The sequence below is a fragment of the Kitasatospora sp. NPDC127116 genome (assembly GCF_042677365.1).
GTDB lineage: Bacteria > Actinomycetota > Actinomycetes > Streptomycetales > Streptomycetaceae > Kitasatospora > Kitasatospora lactacystinica.
Genome location: NZ_JBHXTL010000025.1, coordinates 64,484 through 81,332 on the forward strand (window position 1 = coordinate 64,484; position 16,849 = coordinate 81,332).

Consider the following 16,849-nt stretch of genomic DNA (forward strand, 5'->3'; position numbering starts at 1 on the left):
GCGGCCCGCCGCGCGCCGAGGCGCTGCGGCGGGCCGGCCCAGGACTACCGGGCGACTACCAGCCGCGCTTGGCGTAGCGCTCGGTCTCCGGCAGGGTGTCGCAGTTGATGCCGACCATGGCCTCGCCCAGGTTGCGGGACGCGTCCGCGATGACCTTCGGGTCGTCGAAGAAGGTGGTGGCCTTCACGATGGCGGCGGCACGCTTGGCCGGGTCGCCCGACTTGAAGATGCCGGAGCCGACGAAGACGCCCTCGGCGCCCAGCTGGCGCATCAGCGCGGCGTCGGCCGGGGTGGCGACGCCACCGGCGGAGAACAGCACGACCGGCAGCTTGCCGAGCTCGGCGACCTCCTTGACCAGCTCGTACGGGGCGCGCAGCTCCTTGGCGGCGGCGTACAGCTCGTTGTTGTCCAGGGCGCGCAGCTGGCCGATCTCGTTCTTGATCTGGCGCAGGTGGCGGACGGCCTCGACGACGTTGCCGGTGCCGGCCTCGCCCTTCGAGCGGATCATGGCCGCGCCCTCGGCGATGCGGCGCAGGGCCTCGCCCAGGTTGGTGGCACCGCAGACGAAGGGGGTGGTGAAGGCGAACTTGTCCGAGTGGTTGACCTCGTCGGCCGGGGTCAGCACCTCGGACTCGTCGATGTAGTCGACGCCCAGCGACTGGAGCACCTGGGCCTCGACGAAGTGGCCGATGCGGGACTTGGCCATCACCGGGATGGAGACCGCGGCGATGATCTCCTCGATCATGTTCGGGTCGGACATGCGGGCCACGCCGCCGTCCTTGCGGATGTCCGCGGGGACCCGCTCCAGGGCCATGACGGCGACCGCGCCGGCGTCCTCGGCGATCTTGGCCTGCTCGGCGTTGACCACGTCCATGATCACACCGCCCTTGAGCTGCTCGGCCATGCCGCGCTTGACCCGGGCGGTGCCGATCTGCGGCTGGTCTGCGGTGGTGGGGGTGGTGGACACGTGAGACCTCACTCGAAGATGAATCAGTGCTATCGCCCTATGGTAGGCAGAACGGGTGACCCAACCATGCGCCACCAAGTCCAGCCAGGACGACGGGACACGACAAACGGGCCGTATCCGGGGGACACCTTAAGCAGGTGCCCCTTCGGGCGTGAGAGCGGGCGGCGGGGCATCGTCCATTTCGAACGCCAGCGGGAAGGGCGCCTTCCCCGCCAGCCGGAAGTACCGCACCAGCCGGTGCTCGCGCACCGCCCGGGCCGCCCGCACCGCGTCGTTGTGGAACCGCCGGGCCATCGGCACCCGCCGCACCGCGGCCGTCAGATCACGAACCGCGTCCTCGCCACCCGGCTCGGCCGCCAGCGCCGCCATCTGCTCCGGCTCCTCGAACACCGCCCGCAGCGCCAGGCTCAGCTGGCTCTCCGCCACCTCGCGCTGCTCGTCGTCGGCCTGCCGGGCCGCGTGCGCCGCGTCCAGCAGCAGCAGCGAGGCCGCCGGATCCAGCAGCGAGGACGTCGCCAGCTCCAACGCCACCGAGGCCCGGCGGACCAGCTGCGCGTCCAGCGCCGCGCGCGCGGCGTCGATCCGGGCGTGCAGCCGGTCCAGACGACCGGCCGTCCAACTCAGGTACATGCCGAACAGCACCACGGCCACGCCGGCCCAGATCCAGGTAGTCACGGGCCGCTACGTTACCGGGTGTCACCGGTTCAGCCCTGGGCGGTCGCGTTCCGGTAGCTCTCCCGGTCGATGTCCGCGATGTTCACCGCCGTGAACAGCCGGGTACCCGGCCGCGGCCGGACGTACTGCGCCAGCAGCGCCAGCACGCCCTCGCTCAGCGCCGCCTTCGCCTCCGGCGAACGGCCCGGGAAGATCTGGAACTCCACGAACACCTGGGCGTCGGCCGCCGCCCCGCTGGTGCCGACCACCAGCACCTCGCTCTGCCGGAACACCGTCTTGCAGGACTCCGGCTTCGCGTCGATCGTCGCCTCCGCCAGCCGGTTGATCGCCAGGCCGAGGCCCCGGCGGTCGAAGGTTCCGGCCAGGCCGGCCGAGTAGTCGACGGAGATCTGCGGCATCGTTGCCCCCGTGGATCGCAGTGGTACGGACGCCCGACCCTAACGCCACCGGCGCCCCGGCCCGCCGCGCGGGACCGGTCCCGGACCGGCCCGGACCGCCGCGGCGGATCAGTCCCGGGCCAGCCCGAACCGGCGCCGCCCGCCCCGCACGTCCTCCTCGACCACCGCCGCCTCGCCGGCCGTCACCGTCTCGTACACCGCCAGGATGTCCGCGCCCACCGTCGACCAGTCGAACCGCCGCACATGCCGCGAGGCCGCCTCCCGCAGCTCCTCCAGCCGCGCCGGATCACCCAGCAGCCGCAGCGCCGTACGGGCCAGCGCGTCCGCGTCCTCCACCGGGAACAGCTCGCCCGCGTCCCCGCCGTCCAGCACCTGCTTGAACGCGTCCAGATCGCTCGCCAGCACCGGCGCGCCCGCCGACATCGCCTCGACCAGGATGATCCCGAAGCTCTCGCCCCCGGTGTTCGGCGCCACGTACAGGTCCACGCTGCGCAGCAGCCGGGCCTTGTCCCGGTCGCTCACCATGCCGAGGAACTCCACCTGCCGGCGCACCTCGGGCGCCAGGCCCGCGACGGCCTCCTCCTCGTCGCCCTTGCCCGCCACCAGCAGCCGCACCCCCGGCCGCTCCGCCAGGATCCGCGGCAGCGCCGCCAGCAGCGTCGGCAGGCCCTTGCGCGGCTCGTTGATCCGGCCGATGAAGCCGATCGTGCCCGGCTCCCCCTTCGCCGCGCCGCCGGTCCACCGCTCGTCCGGCTCGGCCGCCGCGAAGAACCCCACGTCCACGCCGTTCGGGATCACCACCGCGTCCCCGCCCAGGTGCTCCACCAGGGTGCGCCGGGCGTACTCCGACACCGCGATCCGGGCCCGCATCTTCTCCAGCCCCGGCTGGAGGATCGGCGAGGCCGCGATCATCACCCGCGAACGCGGATTGGAGGTGTGGAAGGTCCCCACCATCGGCCCGGTCGCCGACCAGGCGGCCAGCATCGACAGGCTCGGCGCGGCCGGCTCGTGCACGTGCAGGATGTCGAAGCGCCCGTCGTGCAGCCAGCGTCGCACCCGGGCCGCCGACAGGATCCCGAAACTCAGCCGCGCCACCGACCCGTTGTACGGCACCGCCACCGACCGCCCGGCCGGGACCACGTACGGCGGCAGCGCCTCGTCGTCCTCGGCCGGCGCCAGCACCGACACCTCGTGCCCCAGACCGATCAGGTGCTCGGCCAGGTCCCGGATGTGGAACTGCACCCCACCGGGGACGTCCCAGTCGTACGGGCAGACGATGCCGATCTTCACGGGTTCCTCAAGCTCCTTCGGACAGTGGTGCGGGCGGGCAGGACGGAACGGCTCAGGACCCGGAGGCCTCGGCCGCGGGCTCCGGGACCGCCTCCGCGCGCTCCGCGGGCGCCGCCTTCACCGTCTCACGGACCGGCAGGTCGGCCAGCCAGAACTTCTGCAGCATGTGCCAGTCCTGCGGGTGCTCGCGGATGCTCCGCTCCCACACCTGCGCCATCGCCTGGGTCATCGCCCGGGTGCGCTCCTTGCGGTCGCCCTCCTCGGGCACCGGCACCTCGGGATGGATCCGCGCCCGCAGCACCGGGCCGTCGTACCAGAGGGTCACCGGCAGCAGCGCCGCCCCGGTGCGCTGGCACAGCGCCGCCGGACCGGCCGGCATCCGGGTCGGCTCACCGAAGAACGACACCCCGATGCCCGCCTCCGACAGGTCCCGGTCCCCCACCAGGCAGACCAGCCGGCCCTCGCGCAACCGCCGCGCCAGCGTGCCGATCACGTTCACCGAACCGCCGGTCAGCGCCAGGACCTCCATGCCCAGGCCCTCCCGGAACGCCACGAAGCGGTCGAACAGCCGCTCCGGCTTCAACCGCTCCGCGACCGTGGTGAACGGGTAGCCCTGCTGCGCCACCCAGGCCCCCGCGAGGTCCCAGTTGCCCATGTGCGGCAGCGCTATCACCGCGCCCCGCCCCGCCTCCAACGACTCCCGCAGGTGCTCGAAGCCCTCCACCTGGACGTCCCGGGCCACCCGCTCCCGGCTCCACACCGGCAGCCGGAACGACTCCATCCAGTACCGCAGGTACGAGCGCATCCCGGCCCGGGACAGCTCCCGCACCGCGGCCTCGTCCAGGCCCGGACGGACCCGGCGCAGATTCGCCTCCAGCTGGAGCACCCGCTTGCCGCGCTTGCGCCACGCGTAGTCCGCCAGCCGGTCGAACAGCCCGCGGGCCACCCGCTCCGGCAGGTGCTTCAGCAGCCCCCACCCCAGCGCGTACGCCCAGTACACCAGTCGGTCCGTCACCGCAGGACGCCCCCCATCAGCTCCCGGCCGCCGCTCGGTCGGCCTCGAACGCCTCCCGGCGCACGGTCAGCATCCGCTGGAACACCGTCACCAGGCTGCCCGCCGCCACCAGCCACAGCGCCACCGGCAGCAGCCACTCCACGTACGGCACACCGAATTTGTGCAGACCCGCGACCCCGGCCGCCACCAGGCTGGCCACCAGCCGCTCGGCCCGCTCCACCAGCCCCGACACGTCGCACGGCAGGCCCTGGCTCTCCGCCCGCGCCTTCGTGTACGACACCACCAGACCGCTCGCCAGGCAGAAGATCGCCACCGCACAGAGCAGGTTGTTGTCACCCTTGCCCGCGTACCACATCGCCAGGCCGCCGAAGATCGCCGCATCGGCGACCCGGTCCAGGGTGGAGTCGAGGAACGCCCCCCACTTCGTGCTCCGGCCCAGCTGGCGGGCCATGTTCCCGTCCACCAGGTCCGAGAAGATGAACAGCGTGATCGTGATGGTGCCCCAGAAGAACTCCCCGCGCGGGAAGAACACCAGCGCACCGGCCACCGAGCCGGCGGTACCGATCAGCGTCACGGCGTCCGGGCTCACGCCCAGCCGGATCAGGAACGCGGCGAACGGGGTCAGGACACGTGTGAAGAAGGCACGCGCGTATTTGTTGAGCATGGCCTTCCCAGCCGCTCCGATCTCCCAGATACCCGCCTGGCGCAGAACGCGCGGCAGACGGCCGGGCGGATCAGCCCGTCCGGCCCACCCATCGTAGCCAGGCCGAGGACACGCTCCGGCGCACGCACCGCCGGACGCCGCCCCCGCCACGCCGTGCACACGCACGATCACCGATCGGCCGTACGACACGCGCCACTTCGACACCCGACCCTAGACTGCGATGGACAAGCCTCGGCGCCACGGGAGGAGACCCCGATGCCCGACCGCAGCACGGCACGAGCCGGCCAGGCACCCGCCGTCACCGGCCCGAAGGACCTGCGCAACGTCGTCCTCATCGGCCCCAGCGGTGTGGGCAAGACCACCCTCGCCGAATCCCTCGCCCTCGCCGCCGGCGCCACCGGCCGGGCCGGCCGCGTCACCGACGGCACCACCGTCTCCGACCACGAGGACATCGAGCACCAGCAGCAGCGCTCCGTCCAGCTCTCGCTCCTCCCGCTCGAATGGAAGGGCGTCAAGATCAACCTGATCGACCCGCCCGGCCACCCCGACTTCGCCGCCGACCTGCGCGCCGCCCTGCACGCCGCCGACGCCGCCGTCTTCGTCGTCTCCGCCACCGACCCGGTCACCGCCCCCACCCGCGCCCTGTGGCGCGAATGCGCCGCCGAGGGCATCCCCCGCGCCATCGCCGTCGCCAAACTCGACCTCGCCCACACCGGCTTCGACGACATCCTCACCGCCTGCCACGACGCCTTCGGACTCGGCCCGGACACCCTGCGCCCGCTCTTCCTGCCCGTCCACCACGACGGACACCCCGACGGCAGCGTCGACCTCCTCACCGGCGACACCTACGGCGACGCCGACCCCCTGCCAGACACCGCCCCCGCCCACGACAGCCTCGTCGAAGCCATCTCCGGCCAGGACGACACCCTCATGGAGCGCTACCTCTCCGGCGACACCCTCGACACCGACTCCCTCGAAGCCGGCCTGCGCCGCGAGGTCCTCTCCTGCGCCCTCCACCCCGCCGTCCCCACCAGCGAGAACGGCCTCGGCGCCGCCGAACTCCTCGACCTCGTCGCGCACACCTTCCCCGACCCCACCGAACGCACCCGCCCCGCCCCCGAGTGCGACCCCGACGCCCCGCTCGCCGCCCAGGTCGTCCGCGTCACCGGCGACGCCTACGTCGGACGGATCAGCCTGCTGCGCCTGTACGCCGGCACCCTGCGCCCCGACACCAGGATCCGCCTCGTCGGCCCCGCCCACACCGCCGACCAGAACGGCGACGAACGCGTCACCGCCCTCACCAGCCCCTTCGGCAAGGCCCAGCGCCCCGTCCCGCACGCCGTCGCCGGCGACCTCGTCTGCGCCGCGAAACTCACCACCGCGCGCGCCGGCGACACCGTCCACGACCCCGGCCACCCCGTCGCCCTCGAAGGCTGGACCCTCCCCGAACCGCTCCTCCCGATCGCCGTCGAGGCCCACAGCAAGGCCGACGACGACAAGCTCTCCCAGGCCCTCGCCCGCCTCACCGCCGAGGACCCGGCGCTACGCCTGGAACAGAACCCCGACACCCACCAGCTCGTCCTCTGGTGCACCGGCGAGGCCCACGCCGACGTCGTCCTCGACCGCCTCCGCACCCGCCACGGCGTCCACGTCGACACCGTCGAACCCAAGGTCGCCCTGCGCGAGACCTTCGGCACCGCCGCCGCCGGCCACGGCCGCCTGGTCAAGCAGTCCGGCGGCCACGGCCAGTACGCCATCTGCGACCTGGAGGTCGAACCGCTCCCCGCCGGCTCCGGCTTCGAGTTCCAGGAGCACGTCGTCGGCGGCTCCGTCCCCAAGCACTTCATCCCCTCCGTCGAGAAGGGCGTCCGCGCCCAGCTCGCCAAGGGCGTCACCACCGGGTACCCGCTCGTCGACGTCCGGGTCACCCTCACCGACGGCAAGGCGCACTCCGTCGACTCCTCCGACGCGTCCTTCCAGAACGCCGCCGCCCTCGCCCTGCGCGACGCCGCCGAGCACGCCGTCATCCGCCTGCTCGAACCCGTCGCCGCCGTCAGCGTCCTGCTCCCCGACGACTACCTCGGCGCCGTCCTCGGCGACCTCTCCGCCCGCCGCGGCCGCGTCCTCGGCAGCGAGACCGGCGGCACCGGCCTCACCCTGCTGCGCGCCGAGGTCCCCGAGCTCGAACTCGTCCGCTACCCGATCGACCTGCGCTCGCTCACCCACGGCACCGCCGAGTTCTCCCGCGCCTACCTGCGCCACGAACCCATGCCCCCCGCCCTCGCCCAGCGCTACACCGACTGAGCGGCCCCACGGCCGGACGGCCTCACGGCCGGACGGGCTTCCGGGCCGGCAGTTCGCACGCCGCCGTCCCGCCCGGCATCCGGTGCCGGTTGCGCGCCACCCAGCGGTAGGCCAGCCCCGCGAGCGGCCGCACCGGCGCCGCCGTCAACACAGCGCCCAGGTACGCCCACACCCCGCCGGAGCGCATCAGAAGCCGCGCAACCGCCTGCGCGCCCCCGTACACCCGGCCGCTCGGCGTCACCCAGAGCACCTCGCGCTCCGCCCGCTCCGCCGACACCTCACCCCGGCCGCCCGCGCACCCGTCCAGGCCCGCCAGGTCCGCGAACTGGAACGGCACCGCCTCCCAGCCCCCCGAGGCCAGCGTCTGCCGCAGGTACCGCTCCGACCAGCGCACACAGGACGAACAGAACGAACAGTCCCCGTCGTAGACCAGCACCGGATCCTTCACGGCCGCTCCCCTTTCCTCGCTCCCACCGTCCATCCTGCCCCACCTCCCCCATCCTCCTCGCGACGGGTATCGACCCGCCCGAAGCTGGGCATCATGCCCCTCAGGCCTCCGGTGACGGTACTTCAGACGATCATCCGCGCGGGGGTGCCACGGCACGGTAACCTGCCGCTGACAAGGGGAGGAGGGGACGCCACCGTGACCACACTCGACATGACCCCGGGTGCGCAGATACCCCGGACCGACGCCGGCCCGCAGACCGCCATCACCCAGGGACTCTCCTCGACCGCGTACCGCGACGGCGAGATCAAGGGCTTCGTCGGCGCCGTCACCGACGCCACCGAGAAGAAGGGCCGCTTCGCGCTCTTCCGCCCCAACCTCGGCGAGGCCTTCAGCAAGGCGCTGATCTCCCGTGCCCTGGGCGGCGGCCGCAAGCCCATCGTCCCGGCCTTCGGAGTCGACACCCGCCAGGTCGTCGAACACTGCCTGGCCGCCGAGGAACTGCGCAACACCCGCGACCGGCAACTCAGCACCGTCTCCATCGCCACCGGTGTGCTCTTCCTCCCCGGCACCCTGATCTGGCTCGGCGCCTTCCAGCTCCGCGCCTGGCTCAAGCGGGACAACCCGAAGAACGCGGCCGTCTACGGCGGCATCGTGCTCGCCGCGGCCGCCGCCCTCGCCGTCCTGCTCGCGCTGCGCCCGCCGGCCGGCGGCTTCATCGGCGTCTACCTGCGCGTGACCATGCTCGCCCCGGTCGTCGGCTGGTACCTCGCCCGCCGGATCGTCGAGCGCTCCGCCAAGGACCTGCGCTCCCGCTGGCAGGCACTGGTGGAGGGCAGCGTGGTGGCCGCCTCCGTCGCCAAGGCCGTCCCCCGGGACGACCTCGACAAGAAGGCCGCCGACCTGCGCGACAAGCTCGGCCGCCTGGACGCCGAGCAGGAGACCAACATCCACCACTACGCCGGCCCCAAGGGCATCCTCGGTGCCGGCCGCCGCTGGGGCGAATGGCGCCTCGCCGACACCCTCCACCCCGCGGAGGGCCACGCCGACTTCCGCGCCTTCCACCCGTGGGACCTGATCCGCCGGATCTCCTCCCACCTCAAGGGCCTCGGCGTCAGCCACGTCGCCAACAGCGGCATGCCCAACGTCGCCATCAAGCAGTGGGTGGTCTTCGACATCGGCGAGGGCGCCGACGAGATCAGCCGCCCCGGCAACGCCGACATGGACGGCGACCGGATGCGCGACTTCGCTGTGCAGAGCGTCGCCGACAAGCAGACCTTCTCCGGCGGCCCCCGGCACTACCTCGCCACCCAGTTCATCACCCACGACGGCAAGCTGGTCCTCACCTTCACCGTCACCGTCACCCTGCTCGCCAACGTCCTGAACATCACCGTGTCCGGCTACGCGCTCGGCCCGGTCAAGGGCGTCTTCTTCGACAAGCCCAAGGACAAGGAGAAGTCGGTCGCCAAGACCGTGCGGTTCTGGGAGGAGCGCACCGTCAAGCTCCCCCTGATCGACAACGACGAGGTCGTCCGCCAGGCCGTCCGCGCCCCCTTCTACCGGATGCCCGGCCTGCTCGGCTGGCTCGGCGGCGGACTCGGCCTGCCCGAGCCCTTCGGGCTGCGGCACATCTGGGCCGGCCGCGCCTGGGAGAACCGCTCCATGGTCGACAACGCCCAGAACGCCGCCGTCCCGGTGCTCGCGGCGGTCCACGCCGCCACGCTGGAGTTCCTGGAGGAGCACGACCTGGACGCCGACCGCTTCTTCAAGAACCGCACCTCGATCATCAAGTCCGAGGCGCAGAGCCCCCGCCCCTACGACGTCGACACCTTCAACGCCGGCTGATCCGGCGCAGCGCACGCGGGAGGGCCCCCCCCCGGTGATGGGTGGGGGCCGCCCGCGGTTTTTCTCGGTTGAGGCCAGCCGCCAGGCCACGGGGAGCATCTTCCGGGTGTCCGCCAGCAGCTGCGGCAGCACCTTGGTGTGGCCGACCACCGGCATGAAGTTGGTGTCCCCGCCCCAGCGCGGCACCACGTGCTGGTGCAGGTGCGCCGCGATCCCGGCCCCGGCCGCCGCGCCCTGGTTCATCCCGATGTTGAACCCGTGCGCCCCGGAGGCCGCCCGCAGCGCCGTCATCGCCTTCTTGGTGAAGTCCGCCAGCTCGGCCGTCTCGGCCCCGTCCAGGTCGGTGTAGTCGGCGACGTGCCGGTACGGGACCACCATCAGGTGCCCGCCGTTGTACGGGTACAGGTTCAGCACCGCGAACACGGCACTCCCCCGGGCGATGATCAGCCCGTCCTCGTCGCTCAGGGACGGGATCGAGCAGAACGGACAACCGTCGTCCGGAGCCGGGCCGGTGGGCTTGTTCTCACCCTGGATGTACGCCATCCGATGAGGCGTCCACAAGCGGCGGAAGCCGTCCGGCTCACCGACGCCCCGCTGAAGTTCCGGCTCAGTCGTCATGCTGATCAGCATATTCGCCCGACGGTGCTTGCAAAGCCGCGCGGGGCAGACTCATCGAGAGCCTGCCCCGCGCCGTCCCCGCTCGGGCGGGGCCGAACTCACACCTGGATGCGACTCTTCACCGCGTCCACGATCTCCTGAACCGCGTCGGCCAGCGGAACGCCGTTCTTCTGCTCGCCGTTGCGGTAGCGGAACGACACCGCGCCCGCCTCGACGTCGTCGTTGCCGGCGATCAGCATGAACGGCACCTTGGTCTTCTGTGCGTTCCTGATCTTCTTCTGCATGCGGTCGTCCGAGGTGTCGACCTCGACCCGGATCCCGTGCTTCTTCAGCTCGGCCGCGACCTCCAGCAGGTACGGCACGTGCTCGTCGGTGATCGGGATGCCGGTGACGGTGACCGGGGCCAGCCACGGCGGCATGGCGCCGGCGTAGTGCTCCAGCAGCACCGCGAAGAAGCGCTCGATCGAACCGAACAGCGCCCGGTGGATCATGACCGGCCTCTGGCGCGAGCCGTCCGCGGCGGTGTACTCCAGGTCGAAGCGCTCGGGCAGGTTGAAGTCCAGCTGGATGGTGCTCATCTGCCAGGTGCGGCCGATGGCGTCCTTCGCCTGCACCGAGATCTTCGGGCCGTAGAAGGCCGCGCCGCCCGGGTCCGGGACCAGCGGCAGGCCCTGCTTCTCGGCCACGCTCGCCAGGACGCGGGTGGCCTCCTCCCAGGTCTCGTCGCTGCCGACGTACTTGACCGGGTCCTTGGTCGACAGCTCCAGGTAGAAGTCGGTCAGACCGTAGTCGCGGAGCAGGTTGAGCACGAAGGTCAGCGTGGAGTCGAGCTCCTCCGCCATCTGCTCGCGGGTGCAGTAGATGTGCGCGTCGTCCTGCGTGAAGCCGCGGGCACGGGTGAGGCCGTGCACGACGCCGGACTTCTCGTAGCGGTACACCGTCCCGAACTCGAAGAGGCGCAGAGGCAGTTCACGGTACGAGCGGCCGCGCGCGTCGAAGATCAGGTTGTGCATCGGGCAGTTCATCGGCTTGAGGTAGTAGTCCACGCCCTCGTCGAGCTGCATGGGCGGGTACATGCCGTCCGCGTACCAGTCGAGGTGGCCGCTCTTCTCGAAGAGCTTCCCCTTGGTGGCGTGCGGGGTGTAGACGAACTCGTAGCCCTCCTCCTCGTGCCGCTTGCGCGAGTAGTCCTCCATCGCCCGGCGGATGATGCCGCCCTTGGGGTGGAAGACGGCGAGGCCGGAGCCGATCTCCTCCGGGATGGAGAAGAGGTCGAGCTCGTTGCCGAGCTTGCGGTGGTCGCGCTTCTCGGCCTCGACGAGGAAGTCGAGGTGGGCCTTGAGCTCGTCCTTGGTCGGCCAGGCGGTGCCGTAGATGCGCTGCAGCATGGGGTTCTTCTCGCTGCCGCGCCAGTAGGCGGCCGCGTTGCGCATCAGCTTGAACGCCGGGATGTTCCGGGTGCTGGGCAGGTGCGGGCCGCGGCAGAGGTCGCCCCAGCACTGCTCGCCGGTCTTGGCGTCCAGGTTGTCGTAGATGGTGAGCTCGCCGGCGCCGACCTCGACGTCGGCGCCCTCGCCGGCGGTGGCGGCGGAACCCTTGAGGCCGATCAGTTCGAGCTTGTACGGCTCGGCGGCCAGCTCCTCGCGGGCGGACTCGTCGGTGACCACGCGGCGGGAGAACTTCTGCCCGCGCTTGATGATCTCCTGCATCTTCTTCTCGATGGCCTTGAGGTCATCGGGGTGGAAGGGCTTCTCGACGTCGAAGTCGTAGTAGAAACCGTCCTTGACCGGCGGGCCGATGCCCAGCTTGGCCTCGGGGTAGAGCTGCTGCACGGCCTGGGCCATGACGTGCGCGGTGGAGTGGCGCAGGATGTCGAGGCCGTCCTTGCTGCCGATCTCGACCGGCTCGACCTCGTCACCGTCCTGGACGGCGTAGGCGAGGTCCTTGAGCTGGCCGCCGACGCGGGCGGCGATGATCGAGCGGTCGTCGGCGAAGAGCTCGGCGGCCGTGGTGCCCGTCGTCACCACGCGCTCTTCCCGATCGGGTTCGCGGCTGATGATTACCCGGACGTCCGTCACCGGTCTCTCCTGACGTGCTGGATTTCAGAGGACGCAACACTGCGCTGCGCGTGACGATGGTACCGAGAGCGCCGCCCCCGCCGTCCACCTACGCCCCTTCCCCCTCCCGCTCCGCCTTCTCCCCGAGCGCCTTCAGCAGCCGCTCGCGGTCCCCTTCCTCCCAGCCGCGGAGTTCCAGTCCGTGCGGGCGGGTCAGCCGGCGGAAGCCGCCGTGCCGCTCCAGCCGGCCGGAGACCCGGACCGGCAGGCCCGCGAGGTGGGCCTCGGCGGCGAGCCGGTAGTCGGGGTCGGGCAGGCGGAGCTTGAGCTCGCGGACCTCGGCGCCGGTGAGCACCCGCAGTCGTACCGAGCCGGGACCGGCCGGGTCCGCGCGCTTGAGCCGGGTGACCACGCCGACCACGGTGACGTCGACTGCGGGCTCGATCCGTTCCAGCAGCTCGGCGGCCTCCGCCAGGGCTGGTAGGTCGCCGGGCGAGAAGTCGAGGTCGATCCGGCGGTCCCCGAAGCCGCCCGGGGTCCCGGCGGCGGGCGACCAGGCGACGCTGAGCCGGGCGGCCGTCGCGTCGCGCACCAGCTCCTCGACGGACCGGACGAGCTCCCGGCTGACCCCGGCCCGGACGGCGTTCTCGAAGGCCTCGGGCCCGCCGCTGACCCGGCGGTAGTCGACGGCGTCGCGCAGTGCCTCCAGGGCGCGGACCAGGGTGGTGACGGCGGCGCGGCCCTCGGGGGCGGGGGTGTGGGCGGTGAGCACGGCGCCCTGTTCGACCAGCAGGACGCGGTCCAGGAAGTCCCCGGCGAGGGCGTCCAGCCGGGCGCCGAAGTAGCCGGCCCTGGTGCGGGCCGCCTTGGCGCCGGCGGCGAGCATCCCGCGGGCGGCCCGCCGGAGCCGCTCGGCCTCGTCCCAGGGGGTGGCCCCGGCGGGGCCGGACGGTTCGCGGTGCCAGCGCAGTTCGTCGCCGGGGACGGTGAGGGCGAGCAGGATCGAGCGGGCGGAGGGGGTGCGGGAGCGGGAGAGCGCGGTGACGGCGTCGGCGAGGAGTTCGACGGCGTCGTCGAAGCCGTCCCCGGCCGGGACGAGCAGGCTGGTGCCGGGCTCGTCGTCGGGCGGGGTCCAGCGTCCGTATCGGGCGGCCGGTCCGCCGCGGCGGACCCAGCCGTGCCGGGCGAGCAGGGTGGCCAGGACCGTCGGGTCGACGGTGGCCGGGTCGGGCAGGGGCCGGGCCGGTTCGCCCGGTGCGTGCGGCGGTGTCATGGGTCCGGTTCCTCCCTGCCGGGCCCGGGCCGTCACGGGCTGCCGCCCGCGCCGACCCGGGCCATGATGTCGCAGAGCGCGCGGTCGTCGAAGACCTTGGCGGTGGGCACCCGGACGTTGGTGCGCCGCTGCCCGGTGACCGGGTGGCCGGCCAGGTTGACCCAGTAGCAGCAGTGCCGCAGTTCCAGGGCGTCCGGGCGGGCCCGCAGCCACTGGTCGACCCGGCGCGGCAGCAGCAGCACGACCAGGATCCGCGGCACGGCGACCCGGGGCCGGGCGAGCTTGCGCAGGTGGTCGTTGTCCAGGGTGAAGCTGAAGAACGGCCCGGCCGGGTCGGGCGCGACCTGCTGGGTGGCCTTGAGCTGGATCTTGACGGTGACCTCGTCGTCCACCTCGTGCGCCCGGGAGCCGTGGCTGACGTGCCAGTCGATGCCGTTGTCCGGGAACGGCTGGGAGAGCGAGCAGCCGGCCGCGGCGGCGACCGCGTGCAGGTAGCCGACCTGCAGGGTCTCCATGCAGGCGGTGACCGCGAGGTTCCCGCGCAGTACGGCCGCCGCCGCCTCCTCGGGCTGCGGCTGGGTCAGTGCCATCGCCCCGTGCCCTCCCCCGGTTCCGGGCCCGTCCCGCTCCGGACGGGCCGGTCGATTCGAACGGGACAGTCATGGGCAGGATCCCCGGCCGGGCTTGGGCCAAACGGGTTGAAGGGGCGTCAGAACCGGGTATCAACCGGGCGCAACGCTCGTCTGAGGGGCAGTCATGCAGCAGCACTGGTACACCGGCCCGCTCGCCTCCTTCGACACCGAGACGACCGGTGTGGACGTGGAGAACGACCGGATCGTCTCCGCCGCCCTGGTCGTCCAGCTCGCGCCGGGCGAGCCGGCCCGGACCACGACCTGGCTCGCCGATCCGGGGGTCCCGATCCCGGACGGCGCCCGCGCGGTGCACGGCATCACCGACGAGCAGGTGCGCGCCCACGGCCGCCCGGCCCGCACGGTGGTGGCGGAGGTCACCCGGGCGCTGGCGGCCGAGGCGCGGGCCGGGCGTCCGGTGGTGGTGATGAACGCGCCCTACGACCTGACGCTGCTGGACCGGGAGCTGCGCCGCCATCACGGGCTGACGCTGGCCGCGGGGCTGGCGGCGTCCGGGCTGGTGGTGCTGGATCCCCGGGTGCTGGACAAGCACGTGGACCGCTACCGCAAGGGCCGCCGGACGCTGACCGACCTGTGCGCCCACTACGGCGTCGTCCTGGCCGGGGCGCACGACGCGGCGGCGGACGCGGCGGCGGCACTGGCGCTGACCCGGCGGATCGGCTCCCGCTACCCGGCGGCGCTCGGCGGGCTGTCGGCGGCGGAGCTGCACCTGCGGCAGGCGGTCTGGCACGCGGCGCAGGCACGCGGGCTGCAGAACTGGTTCGACCGCTCGGGGACGCCGGAGCGGGTGGACCTGTCCTGGCCGCTGCGGCCGGCCCGGTGCGGATGCGGGCGCCGGCTGGAGCCGGAGCACCGTTGCGAGGCGGCGGCGTAAGGCGCGGCCCGGCGTTCCGGGCCCGAAACGCGCCGCAGGCCCTGACCGGTTTCCTGGTCAGGGCCTGCGTGCTGTCCGGTGGGCGATACTGGGATCGAACCAGTGACCCCTTCGGTGTGAACGAAGTGCTCTCCCGCTGAGCTAATCGCCCGGGCAACGAGAAGAACTCTAGCACCATTCGGGGCCGGTCGTACAACTCGCCCGTTCCGGGTACCGCCGACGCCTCCGCAGAACTCGCGCCCCGCAGGGAAGGTGACTGTCCCTCAGCCGATTACCGGCGGCCCTTCAGGCGGATTCCGGAAATACACGTGAGGCCCAGCCGATAATCGGCTGGGCCTCACGTATCACAATGCATTCCGGTGGGCGATACTGGGATCGAACCAGTGACCCCTTCGGTGTGAACGAAGTGCTCTCCCGCTGAGCTAATCGCCCGGGTGCAGAGAAAACATTACCGCATCCCGGAGGGTGCTCCGAACACGCTCCCCGCCCGCGGCCCCGCGTCCGGGCGGGTCAGCTCCCGTCCAGCTGCCAGGGGGCGGCCAGGCCGTAGCGGGCGAAGTACCAGCCGCCCACCCCGACGAGGGCGGCCAGCCCGATCGCGGTGAGCGTCAGGTTGCGGCGGCGCACCCGCGGGTCCATGGCCCGCTGGGCGGCCTCGGCGACCTTGCGGCGGGTCCAGCGCAGGGCCAGCTGGGCCCAGACGAACTCGGTCGCCCAGATCCCCATGCCCAGGAAGATCACCAGCCAGCCGGGGCCGGGCAGCGGCAGCATGATCAGCCCGAGCACCACCACGGCGAGGCCCGCCAGGAAGATCGCCACCTGCCAGACCCGGTGCAGCGCGGGCGAGCGGCGGACGAAGGCCGGGGCCCGCGATCCGACCGCCCGTCCGCCTTCGACGGCCGCGTCAACCGCCACAGCCGCTTCACCCGTTCCCGTGTTCCCGGCCGTCTTGTCGTTTCGCACAGTCATGCCAGGAAACTAACCAAGAAGCGCCGGGTAATGCCCGGCCCGGCCGCTGCGGGGCGATTCCGCAATGCGCCGTAAGGGGTACGACTCGCGCCCGAATCGGGACAGAGGGGTTTACATCGGTCTTGGGGGTGGGATGGTCCGTTCGCCGACGTGCGATTCCCCGAGCGCACACTGAGCGAAAGGCCATGGCGCTTATGAACACCACGGTCAGCTGCGAGCTGCACCTGCGCCTCATCGTGTCCAGCGAGTCATCACTGCCCGTCCCCGCGGGCCTGCGCTACGACACCGCCGACCCCTATGCCGTGCACGCCACGTTCCACACAGGCGCCGACGAGACCGTGGAGTGGGTGTTCGCCCGAGATCTCCTCGCGGAGGGGCTGCACCGACCCACTGGTACCGGCGACGTCCGGGTGTGGCCGTCGCGCAGCCACGGGCAAGGGGTGGTCTGCATCGCACTGAGCTCTCCGGAAGGAGAAGCCCTGCTGGAGGCCCCGGCCCGAGCGCTTGAGTCGTTCCTCAAGCGGACGGACGCCGCGGTGCCCCCCGGCACCGAACACCGTCACTTCGACCTCGACCGGGAGCTGTCCCACATCCTCGCCGAAAGCTGACCCCATCCGGAGGCGGTCACGCCCCGCCGTCGGCGGGGCCCTACCCCCTGCCTCATCGCAGCCGTCCTACTCGGGGGCACGGCAGCGGACTCAGCCGCGCACGTCGCGGTCTCGGGGCCGGTGAGCGGCTCCGCTCCCACCGGAGCGGGTCCACAGCACCGCAGGCGCCCGGCACCGAGGCCGGCCACCCTCACGGG

15 protein-coding genes, 2 tRNA genes and 1 pseudogene are annotated in these 16,849 nt (G+C 72.4%); 4 read left to right on the forward strand and 14 right to left on the reverse strand.

Annotated features, from left to right (window positions below):
• Positions 1-55: 55 nt before the first annotated feature.
• The 6 genes from pdxS to pgsA form a co-directional block, all read right to left on the reverse strand.
• Positions 56-967: a pyridoxal 5'-phosphate synthase lyase subunit PdxS gene (gene pdxS, locus ACFVHV_RS13260; RefSeq protein ID WP_359914516.1), complete on the reverse strand. Its 912-nt coding sequence runs from the start codon at positions 965-967 to the stop codon at positions 56-58.
• A 129-nt stretch (positions 968-1,096) separates the two neighbouring features.
• A complete protein-coding gene (locus tag ACFVHV_RS13265) occupies positions 1,097-1,642 on the reverse strand; it encodes a hypothetical protein (RefSeq protein WP_359914514.1) in 546 nt (181 codons plus the stop codon).
• A gap of 29 nt (positions 1,643-1,671) precedes the next feature.
• Complete coding sequence (locus ACFVHV_RS13270; RefSeq protein ID WP_359914511.1) at positions 1,672-2,040, reverse strand: isomerase; 369 nt, start codon at positions 2,038-2,040, stop codon at positions 1,672-1,674.
• 108 nt (positions 2,041-2,148) lie between these two features.
• On the reverse strand, positions 2,149-3,330 hold the full coding sequence (locus tag ACFVHV_RS13275) for a glycosyltransferase family 4 protein (protein WP_359914508.1): 1,182 nt from the start codon (positions 3,328-3,330) through the stop codon (positions 2,149-2,151).
• Positions 3,331-3,382: 52 nt separating this feature from the next.
• Positions 3,383-4,345, reverse strand: coding sequence for a phosphatidylinositol mannoside acyltransferase (locus ACFVHV_RS13280; RefSeq protein ID WP_359914505.1), 963 nt, complete (start codon positions 4,343-4,345; stop codon positions 3,383-3,385).
• 16 nt (positions 4,346-4,361) lie between these two features.
• Positions 4,362-5,009, reverse strand: coding sequence for a phosphatidylinositol phosphate synthase (pgsA, locus tag ACFVHV_RS13285; RefSeq protein WP_224278759.1), 648 nt, complete (start codon positions 5,007-5,009; stop codon positions 4,362-4,364).
• A gap of 255 nt (positions 5,010-5,264) precedes the next feature.
• On the opposite strand from pgsA, the gene ACFVHV_RS13290 reads away from it, so the two are divergent.
• The gene (locus ACFVHV_RS13290; RefSeq protein WP_359914502.1) at positions 5,265-7,313 is read left to right on the forward strand and encodes an elongation factor G-like protein EF-G2; all 2,049 of its coding nucleotides are present in this window, start codon (positions 5,265-5,267) and stop codon (positions 7,311-7,313) included.
• A gap of 22 nt (positions 7,314-7,335) precedes the next feature.
• On the opposite strand, the gene ACFVHV_RS13295 is transcribed toward ACFVHV_RS13290, so the two are convergent.
• A complete protein-coding gene (locus ACFVHV_RS13295; protein ID WP_359914499.1) occupies positions 7,336-7,761 on the reverse strand; it encodes a DUF393 domain-containing protein in 426 nt (141 codons plus the stop codon).
• Positions 7,762-7,956: 195 nt separating this feature from the next.
• Here ACFVHV_RS13295 and ACFVHV_RS13300 point away from each other — a divergent pair, with 195 nt between their 5' ends.
• A complete protein-coding gene (locus ACFVHV_RS13300; protein WP_359914496.1) occupies positions 7,957-9,603 on the forward strand; it encodes a hypothetical protein in 1,647 nt (548 codons plus the stop codon).
• 81 nt (positions 9,604-9,684) lie between these two features.
• Here ACFVHV_RS13300 and ACFVHV_RS13305 read toward each other — a convergent pair.
• The 4 genes and pseudogenes from ACFVHV_RS13305 to ACFVHV_RS13320 form a co-directional block, all read right to left on the reverse strand.
• Positions 9,685-10,233, reverse strand: a pseudogene (locus tag ACFVHV_RS13305) (HIT family protein); the annotation flags it as partial.
• Between the two features lie 86 nt (positions 10,234-10,319).
• Positions 10,320-12,299 (reverse strand): threonine--tRNA ligase, encoded by a 1,980-nt coding sequence (thrS, locus tag ACFVHV_RS13310; protein ID WP_359914491.1) that lies wholly within the window; start codon positions 12,297-12,299, stop codon positions 10,320-10,322.
• A gap of 88 nt (positions 12,300-12,387) precedes the next feature.
• Complete coding sequence (locus ACFVHV_RS13315; RefSeq protein WP_380351205.1) at positions 12,388-13,551, reverse strand: hypothetical protein; 1,164 nt, start codon at positions 13,549-13,551, stop codon at positions 12,388-12,390.
• A gap of 32 nt (positions 13,552-13,583) precedes the next feature.
• Positions 13,584-14,141: a DUF4365 domain-containing protein gene (locus tag ACFVHV_RS13320; protein ID WP_359914486.1), complete on the reverse strand. Its 558-nt coding sequence runs from the start codon at positions 14,139-14,141 to the stop codon at positions 13,584-13,586.
• A 166-nt stretch (positions 14,142-14,307) separates the two neighbouring features.
• On the opposite strand from ACFVHV_RS13320, the gene ACFVHV_RS13325 reads away from it, so the two are divergent.
• Entirely contained in the window at positions 14,308-15,075 is a 768-nt protein-coding gene (locus ACFVHV_RS13325; RefSeq protein ID WP_359914483.1) for an exonuclease domain-containing protein, read from the forward strand.
• A gap of 79 nt (positions 15,076-15,154) precedes the next feature.
• Here ACFVHV_RS13325 and ACFVHV_RS13330 read toward each other — a convergent pair.
• The 3 genes from ACFVHV_RS13330 to ACFVHV_RS13340 all read right to left on the reverse strand — a co-directional run bounded on the left by ACFVHV_RS13330 (position 15,155) and on the right by ACFVHV_RS13340 (position 16,044).
• Positions 15,155-15,226 (reverse strand) — tRNA-Val (locus ACFVHV_RS13330).
• Between the two features lie 209 nt (positions 15,227-15,435).
• Positions 15,436-15,507 (reverse strand) — tRNA-Val (locus ACFVHV_RS13335).
• A 78-nt stretch (positions 15,508-15,585) separates the two neighbouring features.
• Entirely contained in the window at positions 15,586-16,044 is a 459-nt protein-coding gene (locus ACFVHV_RS13340; protein WP_380351207.1) for a TIGR02611 family protein, read from the reverse strand.
• A gap of 194 nt (positions 16,045-16,238) precedes the next feature.
• On the opposite strand from ACFVHV_RS13340, the gene ACFVHV_RS13345 reads away from it, so the two are divergent.
• Positions 16,239-16,652: an SsgA family sporulation/cell division regulator gene (locus ACFVHV_RS13345; protein ID WP_030056266.1), complete on the forward strand. Its 414-nt coding sequence runs from the start codon at positions 16,239-16,241 to the stop codon at positions 16,650-16,652.
• Positions 16,653-16,849 lie beyond the last annotated feature (197 nt).